The sequence below is a fragment of the Haloferax volcanii DS2 genome (assembly GCF_000025685.1).
Taxonomy (GTDB): Archaea; Halobacteriota; Halobacteria; order Halobacteriales; family Haloferacaceae; genus Haloferax; species Haloferax volcanii.
The window spans coordinates 378,272-397,159 of the sequence record NC_013966.1; the positions used below are offsets into that span (position 1 = coordinate 378,272).

Consider the following 18,888-nt stretch of genomic DNA (forward strand, 5'->3'; position numbering starts at 1 on the left):
TGGCTAGCCCGGTCGGGAGTTACCGGTGGAACCGGTCGTCCGGTGGCCGGTTCGCGGGGACGGCCCGACGCGTCGCGAGGGCCGTCCACGCTGCCCGTCGGATCATGTTGATGAACTCCTTGAATGGCCACTGCCAGAGGCGACGCCCGCCTCGGCGGGGCGTCGCCACGTACTCCCAGTGCAGATACCGCCACACGTTCTGTAACAGCAAGCTCACCACGACGTACAGCAGCCGTACAACCGGATTTTGTGTCGAGGTCGTCGCGATACTTTGTTCAGAGAGTCGATAGCTTGCCTCGATACCGAAGCGTTTCGCGTAGTGGTATCGAGCGTCTCGTGGTGAGTCGATGAACGGCGCGTCAGCGGCGTAGCCGTGACGCGCCACCCCATGTTCGTCGTACCGTCCGTTCTGGTAGGTACAGTCGATGTAGACGGGGAACTCGACGGTCCAGCTGTGACCGTCGAGTCTCGCCGTCAGACTGTGCTGAATCACGCGACTCCACCCTTCTGAGAGTTCTTGCTTGATTGATTGTCCCCAGCGGACGATCGGCATGACGTACGCGTGGTTGTGCGCCTGAAGCAGCGTCAAACACTTGCTGTCGTAGAATTCGCGGTCAAGATAGACGGCCTTGACACCGAGGTCAAGGCCGTCGAGAATACTGAGGAACTCTGCGAGGACACTGCTGGCGGTGTCGCCGTCTTCGAGACGGCGCACCGCCAGCGTGTAGCGTTTGTTCTTCACGCGTGCGTACAGCGTCGCGTACGCGTGGAACGCGGTGGTTCCACGCTTCGCTTGTGAGTGATACAGGCCGTCCGTGTCGTCTTCGTCACCATAGTAGGGCCGCAGGTGGAGGTCTGCGCAGACCTCCACCTGCTGGGGAAGGACGTCGAGAACGTCTTTCTGGAGGAGCATGTTGCCAACCTGTTCGAGCGTTTCTAGATCGAATTTAGTGCGGAGATGGTAGAGAACGGAGTTTTCGTGGGGTGCATCTTCGCTTCTCTCACAGAGCGTTGAGACCGAGGTCCCGTCGGCGCAGGCGCCGACGAGGACCTCGTAGATGTCTTCAGCATCGAGTTCAGCGTTTTCAGCGAGTGAGAGAGCAACTTCCTCGTCAAGAGAGTTGACGAGGAAGTTAAGGAGCTGGTCCTCGTGGATTTCATCGTCTGCTTGCTGGGTTTTAGACACACCTTCTGCAAGCAGACCTTCTAACTAAACGGCTTTGTGAAGTACTGAGGATACTTCATTGCTCAAAAACCAGCCGCTAATTTGAGATACTGATGCTTCTTGTTCTGAAGTTCAATCGTCGGCAGTATACGCACCGCTTCGGTGCTCGATTCGATGGACCTCGAGGATTGACTCGTCGTAGTCCAAGACACAAGCCAGACGATACTGTCCGATACGGAGTTTCGAGAATGGCCCACCAGTTAACGGCTCAACAAAGTCGTCAGGATCTCGCCACTCTGAGTCGACAATCTCGTCGAGCTTTGAGACGATCCGGTCTTGAACGTGCGTATCGAGCCCTTTGAATTGGTTCGCAGCGCGTGGTGAGAACTTCCACGTCCAGTCTTCCTCACTCACTATCCGTGTCTCGATCCATCATTTCGAGGACTTCGTCTCGCGAGACTAAATCTGATTCACCGGACCGGAGGTCGTGTTCGCTCGCTGCGATTTGCTTCCATCCTTCTCGCGAAAATTCGGGATGTTTGATGGCGTCACGAGCAGCGTAGCGAAGGAATTCGCTCCGTGAGTTGAACCCCTGTTCTTCCCACGTTGCGTCGATGTCTTCGAGGAAGGCTTTGCTTAGCCGGAGGTTTATCTGCACCATCTCTGGGCCGTTATTGCTGGACCCTGTATCAGCATCGGACATATACGTGTGCTATGCGTCCGTGTAGACATAAGCCTTCTCCGAAGAACTACCTGATTGCCTTGATCGAATTCTCGGTGTCGTCGAAAGATTGGTCTGTACGTATCCACATCATGATAGCGTAATCGTCTACCCATGGACACGGATCTCAACCAACAGGTAACAGAAATCGCCGAAGCGCGGGGCTTCACCCGGGTCGGAGATGCTCGAACAAGCGTTGGAACGCGGTGTCGAAGATCTCTAGGCAGAGCTTATGATCTCACAACACGTAAACGACGGAATCGACCGAGAGACAGCCATTGATTTCGTCGGTCGAGACCGCGTCAAGCGTGCGGAGCACGAATTACAGGCCGTTGAAGATGACGTCCGCTGGGGACTTAGTGCGTGATTCTCCGCTACTACGCCGATGCAGAAATCTCGGAGTGGCATGACCATGCGCTCCGACTCCTGAAAACGCTTCACGACGAGTACGGCATCACAGTAGAGATCGACCGGATTGACGAACAGCATGGGCTAATCACAGACTTTCCAGGCGAAGTACGATACCCGACGCCTGAAGACGTCTACGAGCGCGATCTTAAACGTAACCGTGAGCTGAACCAAGTCATTGAGCAGACGCCGTCAGAGGCGTTCAAACGCTACGGAAAACTCGATATCGCCGGGAACATTTCGGTCGTTGATGATGGGGGTACCGTTTGGTGGGCCTCGACACTCCCGGGCTACGCTGACGGCTATCGGCTAGATGCTGAATCACGGACTGCAATGGACTTCTTGGAAGATATCGCCGCCTCTCCGAGCAACCGTCTCTGTGTCGAGTGCCTCTCTTTGCTGGACGGCGACGAGAGCTTCTGTCCGAACTGTGGCTACGAAGTTCCGTAACACAGTACACCCAATTAGAGTTCTTAGAGCTGTTTGGCATCCAGTGAGGCGATAGAATCCGAGCCAGTTACTGATCGGTCGCTGCATCTGTGTCCAAGTCGCGACTAGAAAGGCGGACTCGAAGTTCCTGGCCATGCTCAAGGTCTACAGATGGATCGTCCAGCCGGAGTAGAATCGTCCCATCACCTGCGTCAACAACGTGTGCGGTGAGTTCTCGACTAGTGACTGCCGACTCGATTCTCCCAAGGCGCTCGTCAATCGCTGCGAGTGACTGCTCAACAGTCTGTGTCTCTGCTGTCTCAGTGTCTTCGGGTGACCGGGACTCGGAGCTCGTTTCCGCTGGCATCGGGGGCGTCTCATCAGCTTTCGTCTCGGGAGCACCGTTTGACAGCCGTGGTCCCGGTCGTGATGGGATTTGTGTGCGGAGTTGTTCGAGGTCTAACCCTTCGGCGGCGAGGTCGACGTCGTTACAACGGGTCGTGATGGGCAGCGAGTATTCGAATTCAGCCGAGCCGTTGGTGAGTAATGACCCATTGGTCGTGGCTGTTGCCCGTACCTGACGAGTTGTCTGCTCTGTCACCCATGGTGGTGGTGTCCAGCCAGCGTCGTCCAATAGCGTATAGCAGTCAGTATCGTCGGTGGCCCACACGAAACTGTCATACTTGTCCTTGTACTGGGTTGCAGCGGAACCTTGTTGATGCGTGATAATCGTCTGGATGGGCGCAAATGCGTCGACAACGGCGTCGATAGTATCTGTTGTTGGGTGGTTGCTGAGCGGGAAGTGGTGCGTCGTGCAGGTGGCACTCGACAGTGGGTCGCTCGGGCCGCTCGTAAGTTGGACAAGCGTTGCACCGGGGTCATCGCGAATCGAGTCGAAGAGTCGCTTCGAGCTGCCACCGACTGGGACTTCTGGGCCGGCAATCGTGACACTACCCGCTGTGAGAACGTCGGTCGGAGAACTAAATTCTGGACTCGTAGTAGCGTTCGGGACAGTGTATTCGAGACTCTCATAGAGTTTTGCTGCGTGTCCAACGAGAGTGATTGGAAGCGGGTCGTCCCATTGGTCTGTGAGGTGCCCGAGGAGATAGGCGGTCTGTACCCCAGTCAGACCACTCGCAGTAGTGAGAACAGTTGACCCAGCACGCGTTCGTTCGAGAATCGTCCCAATCGCGTCGGTCAGTGTTGGTTCAAACTCGTCGTTCGTTGCCGCCGTCAGGACGAGTGTGTCGACTTCGACGGGGAGGTCGAGGTTGAATCCAGGGTAACCAGCTGCCCGTCGCGTCGTAAAATCTCCAGTGACGAGAATCGTTCGCCGTACGTCGTCGTCGGTGACCTCGAAGAGGAAGCCTGTCGCACCTGGTGTGTGACCTGCCGGAACGGGGTGGACGCGAAGTCCCGGCGCAATCTGTGTCCACGAGGTGATCAGTTCGAGGCGATTGAGGACTTCTTCGGTCTGTGTAAAGCCGTGGTGTTCACGCCCCGTTTCGAGGACGTCTTCGAGAATTCGAGCAGTACCATCCCCAGTGTATATCGGGGGTCCATGACTGAGATTCGTCCCCAGAGACTGGTAGTGGTCAAGATGTGCGTGCGTCAAACAAATTGCGGTGAGATACTCCCCGGCGTCTTCGTTGAGGAGCGTGGTCGTATCGACATCTGCTCCAGCATCAACGAGCACACAGACGGTCTGGTCGGCGAGGAGTCCGTCGAACCGGAGGATGAGCGACTCACGACCAGAATGTGGATTCGCATGCTGAAACTGGATGTGCATTGATGTCCAATCCTACAAAGGGACGGCCCATATATCATTCCACAATTGACAGAAGAAAAGAACCATATGAAGACAGATACAGTTGGTGTGGCACGACTGCGGTCATGAATTCAACATCCTGAAAGCCCCCGGACGCTCGACGACCGCGACTCGCTGCGCGCCTCGTTCCTGCGGTGCTTGCGTCGTCGGGGCACGCCGAGCGTCCAGGTCCAGCCCCTTTGATCCCCCCGTGGTCTATTGTGGGGGTCAACGATGCACGTCGGTAGTCCGGTGTGATATGAACGGCACGCCCCGCTCGCCGCCCTGTGCCCTCCGTGCTCACGACTCGCGTTGCTCGCTGTTCGCGACGAGTCGCTCCTGTTAGTCGCGTCTCGCTTCACTCGCACCTTCCCGGTGCGCCAGCACCAAGCGCGCTGTCGGTCGCGACGCCCTCACAGGCTCGGTCGTCGGACGCGAAACCGGCTTGTGTGCTGGCCGCTCGCTCCGGGCGGGTCGGCGCGCGGTGCTGGTTGGGGCCACCTCATGCAGGCGCGCTCTCGCTCGCGCCCGGTAGGGCGCTCGCGAAGGCGCGAGCGAGAGCGCGCAGATGGTTCTGTCGGTCGTTGTCGTCGGAAAACTGCGATGTAGGAGCATCGCGGAGTCGGCGCGTGAGCGCCTTCGGAATCTGGTGTGATTCCAATGTCTAGTAATAACGCTAGCGGAAAGGTCGTTACGGTCGATGAACAGGCATTCGATAAAGCGGGCGGTCAGGCGGTCGATGAAGACGGCTTCCCGGTCGTCGACGAGACGCCGGAGTTCGAGGCGGCGGTCGAGCAGGAGACGCAGGCGAAGGTGGATGCGAACCACCCGGACGGGATCGGGGACACGAGTAAGGATCGGATTCACGGTGTCACCCTCGAACAGGAGGAGCGCATTCGGGCGCGGGAAGCCGAACTGGAGCGCATCAGTGCCCAGGCCGAGCTGGGCACGCAGGATGGTCGCGAGCAGCGCACGCGAGCGGTCGCCGCCCAAGGGAGCAAGGAGCGCCGGCGGAAGTTCCAGCAGCGGGCCGCGAGCGTGGACCCGATGGCTGACCCGGAGCGAGGCGATCCTCGTGCAGAACTCACGCAGGAGCAGTTGGCGGCGGTGAACAAGCAGTCGATGCGACTGGCGAAGAAGCTGGATGGCTGGTCACGAGCAGCGATTGGTCGGCGGCTGGGTGAGGCCGTCATCGGTGGGAAAGACCTGATGAGCGCGACCGTCGGGGTGTTCGAGGAGTTGCAGACGGCGCCGAGGCAGGTGGTTCCCATCGGAAAGCTCGAGGACATCGATCGCAAAGAGGTGAGCATCGAAGGTACTGTGACGGTGCTTTGGGAGCCGTCGAGTGCAGCCATTTCCCAAGTCGGCCTCATCGAGGACGACAGTGGGAAAACGAAGTTCACGAGCTGGAAAGCGTCGGATGCCCCCTGGATTGAAGAGGGTGAGCGCGTTCGGATTCACGGGGCAGCGAAGAATTGGTACAACGGGCGTGTCTCAGTAGCCGTCACTGGATGGTCGACCCTGCATTTCCCTGAGCGCGGCCGCTGGTGGGAATAGCCGGAGCAACGCACCCCTTTTTTGCTGGTGTGAAGCGGTCACCGCCACGGTCCGGGCTGCTCACGGCGCTGGGAGCGCCGTTGCGCTGCCGGGCTTTCGCCACAGAGTGAACCCCCTGGTTACTGTCCTACTGGAGGTTTGTTCGCCCCAGAGTGGCTGAGGGGCGTCCCGAAGAACGCATCGTCCCCTCGTGAGCATCATGGCTACCAGAGAGATCTACGAAACTAGCTTCGACGAAGACGTCCAGACAGAGTCAAGCGCCAACCAGTGTCCCGAGTGTGACGGCTGGGTCACTACAAACTCGGTCGAAACGGTCTGTGAGGACTGTGGACTCGTGATCGATGAGAATCGAATCGACCACGGTCCGGAGTGGCGATCCTTCGACGAGGACGAACGAGAACGGACGGGCGCGCCGCTCACCGCAGCACGGCACGACCGAGGATTGTCAACGGAGATAGGTCGGAGTACCGATGCGAACGGCAACGAGCTCTCCGGTCAGAAGCGACGTCGAATGGCTCGAATGCGCCGCGAGCAGTCTCGCGGGCGATTCCAGTCGAAGGCCGAGCGAAACCTTGCACACGGCCTGGGTGAAGTTCGAAGAGTCGCGAGTGTCCTCGAACTCTCGGACTCGATTCGTGACCAAGCGTGTCAACTGTTCCGGAGTGCTCAGAATGAAGACCTGCTTCGAGGCCAGTCGATCGAGGCGATAGCTGCAGCAAGCGTGTACGGAGCCTGTCGCTGTAACGGCCACTCGCGGTTACTCGACGACGTCGTCAACATACTCTTGGACGACAGCCTCGCGCCCGTCCTCGTCGGGAGTCGGGTCTGTTCGAGGAGCCGAGTGTCCGTGGTTTCCTCCACGACCGTGTTGACGCCGTTGAGTTCGCGGGCTTCGCTCACCTCGAACGACGGTGGGGCGTGTGCTATCCTTTTCGGCTGAACGCCGACGAAAATCACTGGAATCTTCGAGTAACTTCCTATAGTGATTGCCAACCTCTCGGGGAGTCGTTAAGTCGCTCACAGCCGTTCTCGGTGACGATGACAATGTCCTCGACGCGAACACCGAACTCATCGTCGAGGTAGACTCCGGGTTCGATGCTGAAGACCATTCCCGGTTCGAGTTTGCGGTCGTTCCCATCGACGATGTATGGTGGCTCGTGGACCTCGAGGCCGAGGCCGTGGCCGGTGCGGTGGATGAACGCTTCACTGTATCCAGCGTTCTCGATCACTGCACGGGCAGCGGCGTCGACCGATTCGGCGGTTGCACCGGGTTCGACGGCGGCGACGCCGGCTTCGAGCGCGTCGCAGACAGTCGCGTGGATGTCCGTGAATTTGTTCGGGGGGTCGCCTGCGAACACGGTCGTGCGTGTCTGGTCGCTCGGGTAGCCGTCCACGCGCGTCCCAAAGTCGAGGACGACTGGGTCGCCGGCTTCAATCTCCCGGTCACTGTGTCGGTGGTGTGGCTTCGCGCTGTTCGGGCCAGACCCAACGATCACATCGAATGAGGTTCCATTTCCGCCGTGTGCGGTGAGTTCGGATTCGATCCGGCTTGCGAACTCCGCCTCGGTGAGGCCGATGGCGTCTACGCCGAGTTCTCGAACCGCGACGCTTGCACGGTCTGCGACGGCGGCCGCCGTGCGTAGCGCCGCTTGCTCGTCCGCATTCTTCCGGAGGCGGAGGGGCTCGATCACGGCGCTAGCGAGCTCGAACGTGGCGTGGGGGAGGGTTGCGCGGAGGTCGTGCGTAAACCGTGCCCACATCCGGTCATCGACGAGGAGATGGCCACCCCGAAACCCGAGTTCGTCCGCGATGTCCTCAACGTGCGCGAGCGGGTCGTCGCCGTCAGCCCACGTGCGGACATCCGTTACGTGGGAGGTGTCGCGTATTTGCTCGTCGTACATCTCCGGTGCGACAAAGATGGGGTCCCCGTCGCGACCGACGAAACAGAACAGGTGGCGTTCCATCGGCTCGTCGGTGAATCCGGAAATGTAGGCCATGTCGACGCTCGGAAAGAGGACGAGGCCGTCAGCGTCAACGTCGGTGAGTCGTTCCTGCGCGGCCGCGACGCGTTGAGTGGTCACGTTGTCTCCTCGTCTGACCAGACGTCGGCGTTCGAGTAGTCATCCGTGATTCCCCAGCAGGTGATCTCGTCGGGGCGTGGCGATTCGTACCCTCCGACCTTGCTGTGCGTCCACCCTAGTTCGGCGAGGTCGGCGAGGAGTTCGGCGTACTTGAACGGCGCGGTGACCGCGTCGAGGACAGGGACGCCGAGATCGGACTGTAGCTCCTCGTGGAAGCCGTACTCAGCCGTGCAGCCGAGAATAATGACTTCCGCGCCGTCTTCCTCGACTGCCGAGCGCGCGGCGTCTCGGAGCCGGGATTTCGTGGTCTCTGGGTCGTCCTGGAAGTCAAGGACGCCAAGGTCGACCGGACGGAAGGACGCCAGCTGATCGCGGAAGCCGTAGGCGTGGATGCGCTCGCGCATCTGTGGAATCCACTTCTGCCGTCCGACGACGACGGAGAAGGATGCGCCGAGCGTGGCGGCGAGGTGTGTCGTCGCTTCCGCGGGTGCCGCCACCGGCATCGCGTCACTGACTTCGCGCGCCGCTTCGAGGCCGAGGTCATAGAAGCAACCGATGACAGTCGCGTCGTAACCGTTGTTCTCCGCGCGTTTGACGGTGTGGAGGACATCCGGTGTCACCAGCGCTTCGTAGTAGTGGTACTCGACGTGGTGCGGGCCGCGGTCGAGTGATGCCACGTCGACGGACGTGCTGTCGCGTGCGGCGTTTTGGAGGAGGGCCTCGATGTCACCAGAGAAGTCGTCGTGCCCGACCGGGTCCACCCAGAGTATCTCAGTCATCAGCTCTCCCTCAGCTTCGCGGTCGCCGCCTCATCGACGACGCCGTCCTTGCTCACGACGACACCGTACTGCTCGCGCGCTGCCTCGGGCGTGACGTAGCCGTCAAGCACGTCCTCGCGGACCGCGTCCGGGTCGCGTTCGAACGGATCTCCGTACCCGCCACCGCCGGCCGTCCGGTTCGAGATCACTTCGCCCGGCTTGAAGTTCCCACGGAACATCCCGACGTATTTGACGCTCTTGTCGTTGTAGAGGTCGTCGTTGTCCACGAGAACTTGGATGCGCTCGTCAAAGTCATCTTCGTCCGAGTCGAGCGCGACGACGTTTTTCGCGCCGGGTTCACCGCCATCCAACCCCCAGTTCTCGGTGCGGGTCTTCTGGATGATGGAGAGCGCCCCGACCGGTTCCAGCATGCGATAGTCGCGTCGGATACCGAGCCCGCCGCGGTGTTCGCCGGGACCTCCCGAATCCACGCGGAGAGAGAGTTCGTCGAAGCGGATCGGCGCTTTGTTCTCGAAGACCTCGACAGGGATGTTCCGGACCATCGTCTCGCTGATGTGCATCAGCGCGTTCGCACCGTCGTGGCCGACGCCGCCACCCCAGCCGACGCCTTCGTTGTTCGCCTCAACGAACGGCCGGCCCGTCTCAGGGTTCTCCCCGTAGAGCATGATGTCAGCGAGGTCGCCACCGGTGCTTGCGGGGACTCTGTCGGGCATCCCCTTCGCGAGCGCCTGGTAGACGACGTCGATCGCGACGATTCCTGTCCACACGGTGAACGTGGGAGCGGGGTAGCTCGCGTTGAAGATTGTGTCCTCTGGCGCGTTCACGCTGAGCGGCGCATACTGTCCGCCGTTGGAGTCCTCGTCGGGTGTGGTGAGCGTCTTGAAGCAGAGCTTTCCGATGGTTTCGCTCATTCCGGGCGGGATGTTGAGAGGTTCGTCGACCTCTGGCGACGACCCGGAGAAGTCAACGCTGAACTCTTCGCCGTTGATCGTGACCTCCGCACAGAGCTTGATGAGGTCGTCCGGGTCGCGGTTTACGCCGTCCGCGTAGCCGGTCGCGGACCATGTCCCGTCCGGGAGGTCCGCGACCGCGCTCCGCGACGTCTCCTCGCCGTGTTCAAGGATCTTGTCGATCGCCGCTTCGACGGTGGCGCCGCCGTACTTCTCGTAGAGCTCTTGGAGACGCTGTTCGCCGGTTCGGACGGCGGCGACCTGCGCATTCAGGTCGCCCGTGACCTTGTCCGGCATCCGGGAGTTGAACCGGATGAGGTCCATAATCTCCGGGTCTGGTTCGCCCTCCTTGTAGACTTTCGTCCCGGGAAAGAGTACGCCCTCTTGGTGGACGTCAGTTGAGTCGAGGACGTAGCCGGAGTCCTTCGCGCCGAGGTCAAGCCAGTGTGCGCGGCAGGTCGTGTACCCGATGAGTTCCTCGTCGAGGAAGACGGGCGCGAACAGGAGGACGTCCTGAGTGTGCGTCCCGCTCCAGTATGGGTAGTTCATGATGAGAACGTCCCCGGGGTTCATGTTCTCCTCGCCAACGTGGTCGATTGCCTTCTTGATTCCGTAGTCGTTCGCGCCGAGGAAGAGCGCAAGGCCGGGGGAGTCCGCGATTAGGTTCAGGTCTCTGTCGAAGACGGAGATCCCGAAGTCGAGGATCTCGTAGATGATAGTGTTGTAGGCGGTCCTGATTAGGGTGCGCTGCATCTCGGTGGCCGCGGAGGTGAGGTAGTTCCGGATGACCTCAACAGTCGCGGGGTCGACGTCGTGCGTGCTCATTGGTCGGTGGTGATGATGATGTGGCCGTAGTCGTCGGTCGTTGCCGTCTGGTCGGAGTGGAAAACGAGCGAGGTCGTCGGTTCAGTGACGACCGCAGGGCCGCGGATTTCGTCGCCGGGTTTGAGATCGTCGCGTCGGTAGACATCGAACTCCACGAAGTCGTCCTCAGCGAAGCAGTACGCCTCACGGGTATCGGCTGGCGTGAGTTCACTATCTTCGCGGGGGGTTCCCCGTTCGAGTTCGGGTTTGTCGTTCTCGCCGACCGCGCGGACACGGAGGTGGACGACCTGAACGGGGTCGTCCATGGTGTGCCCGTACCGCGTCTCGTGCTGGTCTTCGAAGCGCTCGGCGAGTTCATCGAGCGAGGAGACGCCATCAGCGTCGACCTCGACGGTGTGTTCCTGGCCGAAGTATCGCATCTCAACGGCGCGCCCGATCCGCTGGCGGTTCTCGGCGACTCCTTCCGCAGTGAGCGTTTCGCGACCTTCGGCTTCGAGGTCAGCGAACGCGGTTTTAAGCTCGTTGAGCGTCGCGTCGTCGAGCACGGCGAGGTGCGTCTGGGAGAAGTCGTAGACGACGTCCGCCATGAGCATACCCCATGCGGAGAAGACGGAGGGAGCCTGCGGAACGAGGACTTCGCTAGCGCCGAGTTCCCGAGCGAGGAGCGGGACGAACATCGGGCCCGCGCCGCCGTACGCGACCATGGAGAAATCCCGCGGATCGAGCCCTTTTTCGACGGTGATCTCGCGAATCGCGCCGACCGTGTTCGCGAGCGCGACATCGAGAACACCCTTGCTCGCCTCGTCGACCGTCATCCCGAGGGGCTCTGCGAGTTCCTCTTCGATCCCGTCGAGGGCGTCCCCTGCGGCGGTATCCATGTCGCCGCCGAGGAAGTCACCGGGGTCGAGGAAGCCGAGCGCGAGCGCGGCGTCGGTGACGGTCGGCTGCGTCCCGCCGTTGTCGTAACAGATTGGACCGGGGTCCGCACCAGCGCTCTCCGGACCGACCTTGAGGAGGTCGCCGTCAATCCAAGCGATTGAGCCCCCGCCAGCGCCGATAGTCCGAATGTCGTAGACGGGAATCATGAGTGGCTGGTGTTCGAGTGAGGAGTCGTACTTCACCACGGGGGATCCGTCCTCAACGACCGCGGCGTCGAGGCTGGTGCCGCCCATATCGACCGTGATGAGGTTGTCGCGGTCGGTCACGCGGCCGACGTGGGATGCGCCGATGAGGCCGCCGGCGGGTCCAGAGAGAATCGTGTGCGCGGGCGCGGATTTCGCGCTCTCTGCGGTGAGCGTTCCACCGCCAGACCGTGTGACAAAGAAGGAGCCGTCGAAGCCGCCGTCACGAAGGGAGGCGTCGAGCGTGTCGACGTAGTTCTCGAAGATCGGTTTGATGTACCCGTCGAGGACGGCGGTGCTGGTGCGTTCGTACTCACGGTACTCGCCGCTGATGTCGCTGGAGACGGAGACGCTGATGTCGGGGTAGGCGTCTTGGACGCATTCTGCGGCGGCCTGCTCGTGCTGGCCGTTCTGGTAGGCATGGAGGAAGCAGATGGCGATGGAGTCGACATCCTGCTTCTCGACGAGGTATTCTGCAGCCTCGGCGACGGCGTCGGTGTCGATCTCTTCGACGACCGCGCCGTCCGCGTCGAGGCGCCCGGGGACGCCAACGCGGCGGCGGCGGGGAACGATAGATTCGGGCTTCTCATAGTTGATGTCGTACATCGCGGTCCGTTCAAGATTTGTCCGCCCGATCTCGTAGACGTCGGCGAACCCTTCGTTGGTGATGATGCCCGTTCTCGCGCCGTCGCGTTCAAGAACGGCGTTGAGGCCGAGGGTAGTGCCGTGGACAAACGCATTTGCGCTTTCCAGATCTGCGTCAACTCCATTGACTGATTCGATGACACCTTCTGATGGTTGGTTAGGTGTTGTCGCTGCTTTTTCGAGCGCGATATCTCGGGTCTCACGGTCAAACGTAATGGCATCGACGAACGTGCCGCCGATATCCACCGCAACCCGTTGGGTGTTATCTTGACTCACGATTCCACGTTTCGTGCAATCTGTTATAAGGTTTGCTCCGATATTGACGATTCGTTCCCTACTACGCTCGAATCGAAACATCACACTCGATTTTTCGGACTCAAAGATTGTTTCAATGAACTCTATGTAGTATTAATACCGTGTCTTTATTGCACCCTAACTCACATGGTGATGGTATGGTCAAGCGTGACAAGGGCCGTATCGACCGGAGATCGTTCCTAAAATACAGTGGATTGGCTGGTACTGGTATCACGGTTGCAGGATGTACTGGGAATCAGTCGGAAGAAACTACATCTGTTAATTCAGGTGGGTCAACGTCGTCCGGCAATAATCAGGCGACATCAGCTAACAAATCGTCGACTGACTTCGAATATGTGACAACCATCACACCGACCTCACTCGATCCGATGAAGGGGTCGGACAACATCGAGGCCATCCTCCTTCACAACCTCTACGACCCACTCCTCTATTACACCGACGAGACGCCGCCAACCCTCCAGAACTGGCTCGCCACCGACTACACCGTCTCAGAAGACAAGAAGACGTACACGTTCTCGCTTCGCGAGGACGCGGCGTTCCACAACGGTGACCCCGTGACCGCTTCCGACGTGAAGTACTCTTTCCAGCGCATGATGGACATGCAACAGGGCTTCTCTTGGATGTGGTCCGGTCTCCTCGACCCCGAGAACGTCGAAGCGACCAACGAACACACGGTGAAGATGACCACGAACGAGGTCTTCGCGCCGTTCCCCTACACACTCCCCTTCTTCTTCATCGTCAACGAGAATGAGGTGTCTGGCAACGCCAAGAGCGACGGACAATTCGGTGAACACGGCGACTACGGAACTGAGTGGCTCGAAGACAATGACGCAGGGAGTGGTCCCTATACGCTCACCAAGCGCGATCGTAAACAGCAGATCGTTATTGGTCGGAATACCGATTGGTGGGGGTCCTTCCCTGACGGAAACGTCTACGAGTCGGTTACGACAGAGATGGTTCAGGAGTCCGCGACTGTTGCTGGAATGATGAAGGAGGGAGCGGAGATGTCTGACCAGTGGCTCCCTCTCAAGACCTACGAGGAACTCGATGGAGTCGACGGTGTCTCGGTGAGTGCGAAAGCGACGTTCAACCCGTTCTACATCTACATGCATACCCAGCGTGAACCTCTCAACGACGTTCACGTCCGGAAAGCGATCTCGTTCGCGTTCGATAGCGAAACTGCCCTCAACGACGTGATGTCGGGCGATTCAAACCATCTGAACGGCCCACTTCCGAGCGCGATGTGGAGCCATACCAATGATCTCCCGACGTATGAGCGTGACCTCGAAAAGGCGAAAGCCGAACTTGAGAAGTCCGACTACAGCGCAAGTGACATCGATCTCACCTACACCTACGTCTCAGGGCTTTCCACCGAGCAGAACATGGGGCTTCTCCTACAGTCGAACCTCCAAGAACTCGGTGCGACAGTGTCTGTCGAAAAAGCTCCTTGGACGAAGATCACACAGATGTGTACGAGCAAGGACACAACCCCGGATATGATGGCAGTTTACCTCTCCTTCAGCTACGCCGACCCCGACACCTTCCTTTATCCCGCTTGGCACAGTTCCTCGCACGGATCGTGGACGAGTGCGGCCTGGTACGAGAACGACGAGGTCGATAGCCTTCTTACGGAGGGGCGTCAGACCATTGGAAAGGAGAACCGCATCCCGATCTATCAGCAGGCACAGAAACGCATCGCTGAGGACGCCCCCGCGCTCTTCGTCATGAACCAGGCGACGCGGAACGCGATTGCGGACAGCGTGAAGGGATTCCAGGACAACGGCATCATCGGCTACCGCCAGTCCTTCCAGCGGTTCTATCAGGGGTGAACACTCGGACATGGGATACCGAGATTTCCTGATTAAGCGAGGGCTATCGACGATCCCGATGTTCATCGGGCTGTCGATGCTCATCTTCACACTCGCACGCGTCATCCCCGGTCGGCCAGCACGGCTCGCACTCGGCCCACGTGCGACCGACGAAGCCGTCCGGCAGCTCCGCCACCAGATGGGACTCGACCAGCCGATCTGGCTCCAGTACATCAACTACATGACGGGCCTGCTCCACGGTGACCTCGGGCAGTCCCTCATCTCGAACCGTAACGTCGCAACGGACCTCATTCAGTACCTCCCCGCGACCCTTGAACTCACGACTGTCGCGATGCTGATTGCGATTGCTGTCGGTGTGCCACTCGGCGTCATTTCCGGGCAACACAAGGATGCGGCGCCCGACAACCTAAGCCGATTGTTTTCCTTCTTCAACGTGTCTCTCCCACCGTTCTGGGCGGGCATTCTCCTCCAGCTAATCGTTGCCTTTGGACTCGGGTGGCTCCCCGCAACCGGGCGTATCGGCGACGTCAGTCCAATGCCGATTACAGTAACCGGTCTGCTCTTAGTCGATAGCGCGCTTGCATGGAATGTTGACGCGTTCATCAGCGCTGCCCAACACCTCGCACTCCCTGCGCTGACGCTTTCACTTGCGCCGATGGCAGACATCGCGCGGATGACGCGTTCTAGCTTCATTGAGGAGTATGACAAGGACTACGTTGAGGGTCTGCAGACGCATGGGATTCCTGACAAGCTTATTGCATACAAGTATGTCCTCCGAAAGTCCTTCGCATCCACTCTAACAATCATCGGCCTTGATTACGGTTTCCTCCTCGGCTCTGCATTCGTCGTGGAAATCGTCTTCTCGTGGCCAGGAATGGCATCCTATGGTGTGGAAGCGATTCTTCAGAAAGACATGAACGCAATGGTCGGTGTCACGCTCGTTGTCGGCGGGTCGTTCCTCCTCGTGAACTTCCTCGTTGACGTCCTCTACGGCTTCTTCGACCCCCGCGTGTGGCACGAGGGTGAGTGATTCCAAAATGTCTCAAGACACAACAACAGCTAGCCGATTCGAGAAGCGTCGCGAAGACTTCGACCGAGTCGCGTATCGATTCCGTCAGAACCCGATGTCGATTGCAGGGCTCGCGATCATCGTTGCTCTCCTTCTAATTGCCGTGTTCGCACCATGGATCGCCCCTTATCCGCAGGATGCCGGCTACCAAAGAGAACCCGCCGTCCACTTCGATGAGAAGTTTCAGTCGCCCAGCCTCACTCATCTCTTCGGCACCGATCAGGCCGGTCGCGACATCCTGAGCCGCGTACTCTTCGGCACTCGGCTCTCCCTCCAAATTGGTGCCGTGGTACTCGCTGGTGCCGTCGCAATCGGCGTTCCAGTCGGACTCGTCGCTGGCTACATGGGGGGTGCTCTCGGCATGACCTTGATGCGAATCACGGATATCTTCCTCTCCGTCCCGCCGCTCGTCCTCGCATTAGGGGTGAGCGTCGCCTTAGAACCGAGTTTGACGAATGCCATGATTGCAATCGCTATAGTCTGGTGGCCATGGTACGCCCGGCTCACTTATGGAGAGGTGATATCAGTCAAAGAGGAGACGTTCGTTGAGGCGAGCCGCGGCGTCGGCGCGTCCTCGCTTCGGACGGTCTTCTACGAGATCCTCCCGAACGTCCTCGCACCGATCACGGTGAAAATGAGTCTCGACATGGGGTACGCGATCCTCGTCGCGTCCGCGCTTGGCTTCCTCGGACTGGGTGCGCAACCCCCGATCCCCGAGTGGGGGACCATGGTGAGCCAGGGACGCGGCTATCTCCCCGCGCAGTGGTGGTATTCGACGTTCCCGGGGCTTGCAATCTTCGTCACCGTCCTCGGATTCAACTTCCTCGGCGATGGCCTCCGTGACATGTTCGACGTGGAGGTGCAGTGATGACGGACACGCTGCTTAACGTCTCTGACCTCTCCGTCGACTTCGAGACCTACGAGGGGCGTCATCATGTCCTGAACGGAGTCAACCTCACGATTGAGAAGGGCGAAACCGTCGCGCTCGTCGGCGAGACGGGTTGTGGAAAAAGCGTCACCGCCCGGTCGATTATGGGGACGCTCCCCCGACCGCCTGGCGAGATCACGAGCGGACGGATCGACTACCGTGGGGCGGACCTGCTCGTCGACCCTACCGAGCACGAGCGTGTGAAGGGTGAGGAGATGAGTATGATCTTCCAAGACCCGATGACGTACCTCTCACCTGTCTACTCCGTCGGGTCGATGATGGCTGACGTCGCTACGTACAGCGGTTCGAACGACGCGTCCTGGCTGGACATCGCCCGGAACCTCCTCGGCCAGCGCGGCAACAAGAAGGAAGTTCGAGAACGCAGTATCGAACTCCTCGAACGGATGCGGATCCCCGACCCCGAGGGGACACTAGAGAAGTACCCGGTCGAACTCTCCGGTGGGATGCGCCAGCGGATCATCATCGCGATGGCGCTGATCAACGAGCCGACGTTCCTGCTCGCGGACGAGCCGACGACCGCACTCGACGTCACTGTCCAGGATCAAATCCTCGACCTCCTCCGCGAACACGTTGAGGAGCGCGACCTCTCGATGCTCTACATCACGCACAACCTCGGCGTCGCGCGGAAGGTCGCCGATAAGATCTGCATCATGTACGCCGGCGAAGTCGTCGAGGTTGGCGACACCGAGGAGCTCTTCGACGCGCCGCTCCACCCCTACACGCGTGGTCTCCTAGACAGCATCCCGAAGCTCACTGGCTTCGATGGGGACGGCATCGACGGACAGATTCCCGACTATACGGACCCGCCGCAAGGCTGTCGGTTCCACCCGCGGTGCCCCGCGGCAATCGACGGTGTCTGCGACGCTGAACCGCCTGAATCCCCCGCGATCGAGGGCGACGACAGCGACCGTCGGGTCACCTGTCACCTCTACGACGATGAAATGACGCTCAACGACGCGGTCGCCGTCGCGACCGACGAATCGACGTATGCAGACGAACCGTCGGCGCAGCAGTCGACCGTCGAGGCGGGTGGTGAACAATGAGATCCGAGCGAGCGACCGCCGGAGTCGCGAGTCAGTCCGACGAGCGTGACAACCCGCTGCTCTCCGTGCGCGACTTGGAGAAATACTATCCCGTCAGCGGTGGCCTGTTCAGCCGATCGACGTCGCATGTCAAGGCCGTCGATGGCGTATCCTTCGATGTCTACCCCGGCGAGACGTTCGCAATCGTCGGTGAGTCCGGCTGTGGGAAGACGACGCTCGGGAAGACCATCGCGCGCCTCTACGAGAGCACTGGCGGGTCGATTAGCTTCGACAGCCGAGAGATCACTGACCTCGACGGACGGGCGCTCCGTGCTCTCCGCCGCGACATCCAAGTCGTCTATCAAGACCCGTCGTCGTCGTTGAATCCGCGGCGCCGCATCGGCGATATCGTGAAGGAACCGCTCGTCGTGCACGATGTCGGTACGTCGACCGATCGGGACGAACGCGTCGCCGACCTTCTTGAACGCGTCGACCTCCCGGTCGACTTCCGCCACCGATACCCGAATGCGCTCTCTGGCGGCCAGCAACAGCGCGTCGCGATCGCCCGCGCACTCGCCGTCGAACCGAAATTCGTCGTGCTCGACGAGCCGACGAGCGCACTGGACGTGAGTGTGCAGGCGAAAGTCATCTCGCTGCTTGACGAGCTGCAAGAGGAACTTGGGCTGACTTACCTCATGATCAGTCACGACCTGAGCCTTGTGAAGAATGTCGCTGACCGGATCGGCGTAATGTATCTCGGAAACTTCATGGAGGTCGCCGACAGCCATCGCCTCTTCGAATCCCCCCGAAACCCGTATACCGAGCAGTTGCTCTCCGCCATCCCGGTCGTCGAATCTCATGAGCAGGATCTTAAACCGGACGCGGTTGAGGTGAGCGGCGGGACGCCGGACCCGGCGAATCCACCGAGTGGCTGTCCGTTCAATCCACGCTGTCATCGTGCGTTCGACGCCTGCAACGCTGTGAACCCCGAACTCGTCGAGGTCGAACCCGGCCACCTGACGCGCTGCCTACACGACTCCGGCCCGAAACAGGACGACGTCGACGCTTATCTCGCCGGAGACCAGGCTGACAGGGAGGGAGTGGACGGCGACCGTGACTAACTTGCGCCGCTCGACGGTTACGGCGGCTGCCGGGCCGGCCATCAAGAGCGGAGCAACTGCGACCGAACAGAGACGCATCCGAACGACTAGCACCC

15 protein-coding genes and 1 pseudogene are annotated in these 18,888 nt (G+C 60.1%); 8 read left to right on the forward strand and 8 right to left on the reverse strand.

The annotated features are described in order from the left end of the window. Nucleotides 1-19: 19 nt before the first annotated feature. From HVO_RS03490 to HVO_RS03500, 3 genes are all read right to left on the reverse strand, one after another. Complete coding sequence (locus HVO_RS03490; RefSeq protein WP_013035191.1) at nucleotides 20-1,186, reverse strand: ISH3 family transposase; 1,167 nt, start codon at nucleotides 1,184-1,186, stop codon at nucleotides 20-22. A 111-nt stretch (nucleotides 1,187-1,297) separates the two neighbouring features. Further along, the gene (locus HVO_RS03495; protein ID WP_049914854.1) at nucleotides 1,298-1,582 is read right to left on the reverse strand and encodes a type II toxin-antitoxin system RelE family toxin; all 285 of its coding nucleotides are present in this window, start codon (nucleotides 1,580-1,582) and stop codon (nucleotides 1,298-1,300) included. Continuing rightward, nucleotides 1,572-1,868, reverse strand: a complete 297-nt coding sequence (locus HVO_RS03500; protein ID WP_013035021.1) for a ribbon-helix-helix domain-containing protein — start codon at nucleotides 1,866-1,868, stop codon at nucleotides 1,572-1,574. The genes HVO_RS03495 and HVO_RS03500 overlap by 11 nt, the downstream gene beginning before the upstream one ends. Nucleotides 1,869-2,249: 381 nt before the next feature. Between HVO_RS03500 and HVO_RS03505 the strand changes: the two genes are divergently transcribed. Next, nucleotides 2,250-2,744 (forward strand): hypothetical protein, encoded by a 495-nt coding sequence (locus HVO_RS03505; protein WP_004043273.1) that lies wholly within the window; start codon nucleotides 2,250-2,252, stop codon nucleotides 2,742-2,744. Between the two features lie 67 nt (nucleotides 2,745-2,811). On the opposite strand, the gene HVO_RS19950 is transcribed toward HVO_RS03505, so the two are convergent. Beyond that, nucleotides 2,812-4,512 carry an MBL fold metallo-hydrolase gene (locus HVO_RS19950; RefSeq protein WP_004043274.1) on the reverse strand — a complete coding sequence of 567 codons (1,701 nt, stop codon included), beginning with the start codon at nucleotides 4,510-4,512 and terminating at the stop codon, nucleotides 2,812-2,814. A gap of 678 nt (nucleotides 4,513-5,190) precedes the next feature. Here HVO_RS19950 and HVO_RS03515 point away from each other — a divergent pair. Next, nucleotides 5,191-6,087, forward strand: coding sequence for a hypothetical protein (locus HVO_RS03515; RefSeq protein ID WP_004043275.1), 897 nt, complete (start codon nucleotides 5,191-5,193; stop codon nucleotides 6,085-6,087). A gap of 199 nt (nucleotides 6,088-6,286) precedes the next feature. Then, nucleotides 6,287-6,859, forward strand: a pseudogene (locus HVO_RS03520) (transcription initiation factor IIB); the annotation flags it as partial. 205 nt (nucleotides 6,860-7,064) lie between these two features. Here HVO_RS03520 and HVO_RS03525 read toward each other — a convergent pair. Genes HVO_RS03525 through HVO_RS03540 form a run of 4 tightly spaced genes read right to left on the reverse strand, consistent with a single transcriptional unit; the run spans nucleotide 7,065 to nucleotide 12,764 of the window. Next, entirely contained in the window at nucleotides 7,065-8,168 is a 1,104-nt protein-coding gene (locus HVO_RS03525; protein ID WP_004043277.1) for a M24 family metallopeptidase, read from the reverse strand. Next, nucleotides 8,165-8,947, reverse strand: a complete 783-nt coding sequence (locus tag HVO_RS03530) for an aspartate/glutamate racemase family protein (protein WP_004043278.1) — start codon at nucleotides 8,945-8,947, stop codon at nucleotides 8,165-8,167. The genes HVO_RS03525 and HVO_RS03530 overlap by 4 nt, the downstream gene beginning before the upstream one ends. After that, nucleotides 8,947-10,722 carry a hydantoinase B/oxoprolinase family protein gene (locus HVO_RS03535; RefSeq protein WP_004043279.1) on the reverse strand — a complete coding sequence of 592 codons (1,776 nt, stop codon included), beginning with the start codon at nucleotides 10,720-10,722 and terminating at the stop codon, nucleotides 8,947-8,949. The genes HVO_RS03530 and HVO_RS03535 overlap by 1 nt, the downstream gene beginning before the upstream one ends. After that, nucleotides 10,719-12,764 (reverse strand): hydantoinase/oxoprolinase family protein, encoded by a 2,046-nt coding sequence (locus HVO_RS03540; protein WP_013035057.1) that lies wholly within the window; start codon nucleotides 12,762-12,764, stop codon nucleotides 10,719-10,721. The genes HVO_RS03535 and HVO_RS03540 overlap by 4 nt, the downstream gene beginning before the upstream one ends. Before the next feature lie 407 nt (nucleotides 12,765-13,171). Here HVO_RS03540 and HVO_RS03545 point away from each other — a divergent pair, with 407 nt between their 5' ends. The 5 genes from HVO_RS03545 to HVO_RS03565 are packed head-to-tail and all read left to right on the forward strand — an operon-like array spanning nucleotide 13,172 to nucleotide 18,793. Continuing rightward, nucleotides 13,172-14,632 (forward strand): ABC transporter substrate-binding protein, encoded by a 1,461-nt coding sequence (locus tag HVO_RS03545; RefSeq protein WP_004043281.1) that lies wholly within the window; start codon nucleotides 13,172-13,174, stop codon nucleotides 14,630-14,632. 10 nt (nucleotides 14,633-14,642) lie between these two features. Then, the gene (locus tag HVO_RS03550) at nucleotides 14,643-15,662 is read left to right on the forward strand and encodes an ABC transporter permease (protein ID WP_013035096.1); all 1,020 of its coding nucleotides are present in this window, start codon (nucleotides 14,643-14,645) and stop codon (nucleotides 15,660-15,662) included. A gap of 7 nt (nucleotides 15,663-15,669) precedes the next feature. Continuing rightward, nucleotides 15,670-16,569: an ABC transporter permease gene (locus HVO_RS03555; protein ID WP_013035078.1), complete on the forward strand. Its 900-nt coding sequence runs from the start codon at nucleotides 15,670-15,672 to the stop codon at nucleotides 16,567-16,569. After that, a complete protein-coding gene (locus HVO_RS03560) occupies nucleotides 16,569-17,693 on the forward strand; it encodes an ABC transporter ATP-binding protein (protein WP_004043284.1) in 1,125 nt (374 codons plus the stop codon). Before HVO_RS03555 ends, HVO_RS03560 begins: the two co-directional genes overlap by 1 nt. Next, a complete protein-coding gene (locus HVO_RS03565; RefSeq protein ID WP_004043285.1) occupies nucleotides 17,690-18,793 on the forward strand; it encodes an ABC transporter ATP-binding protein in 1,104 nt (367 codons plus the stop codon). Before HVO_RS03560 ends, HVO_RS03565 begins: the two co-directional genes overlap by 4 nt. Nucleotides 18,794-18,888: the final 95 nt, after the last annotated feature.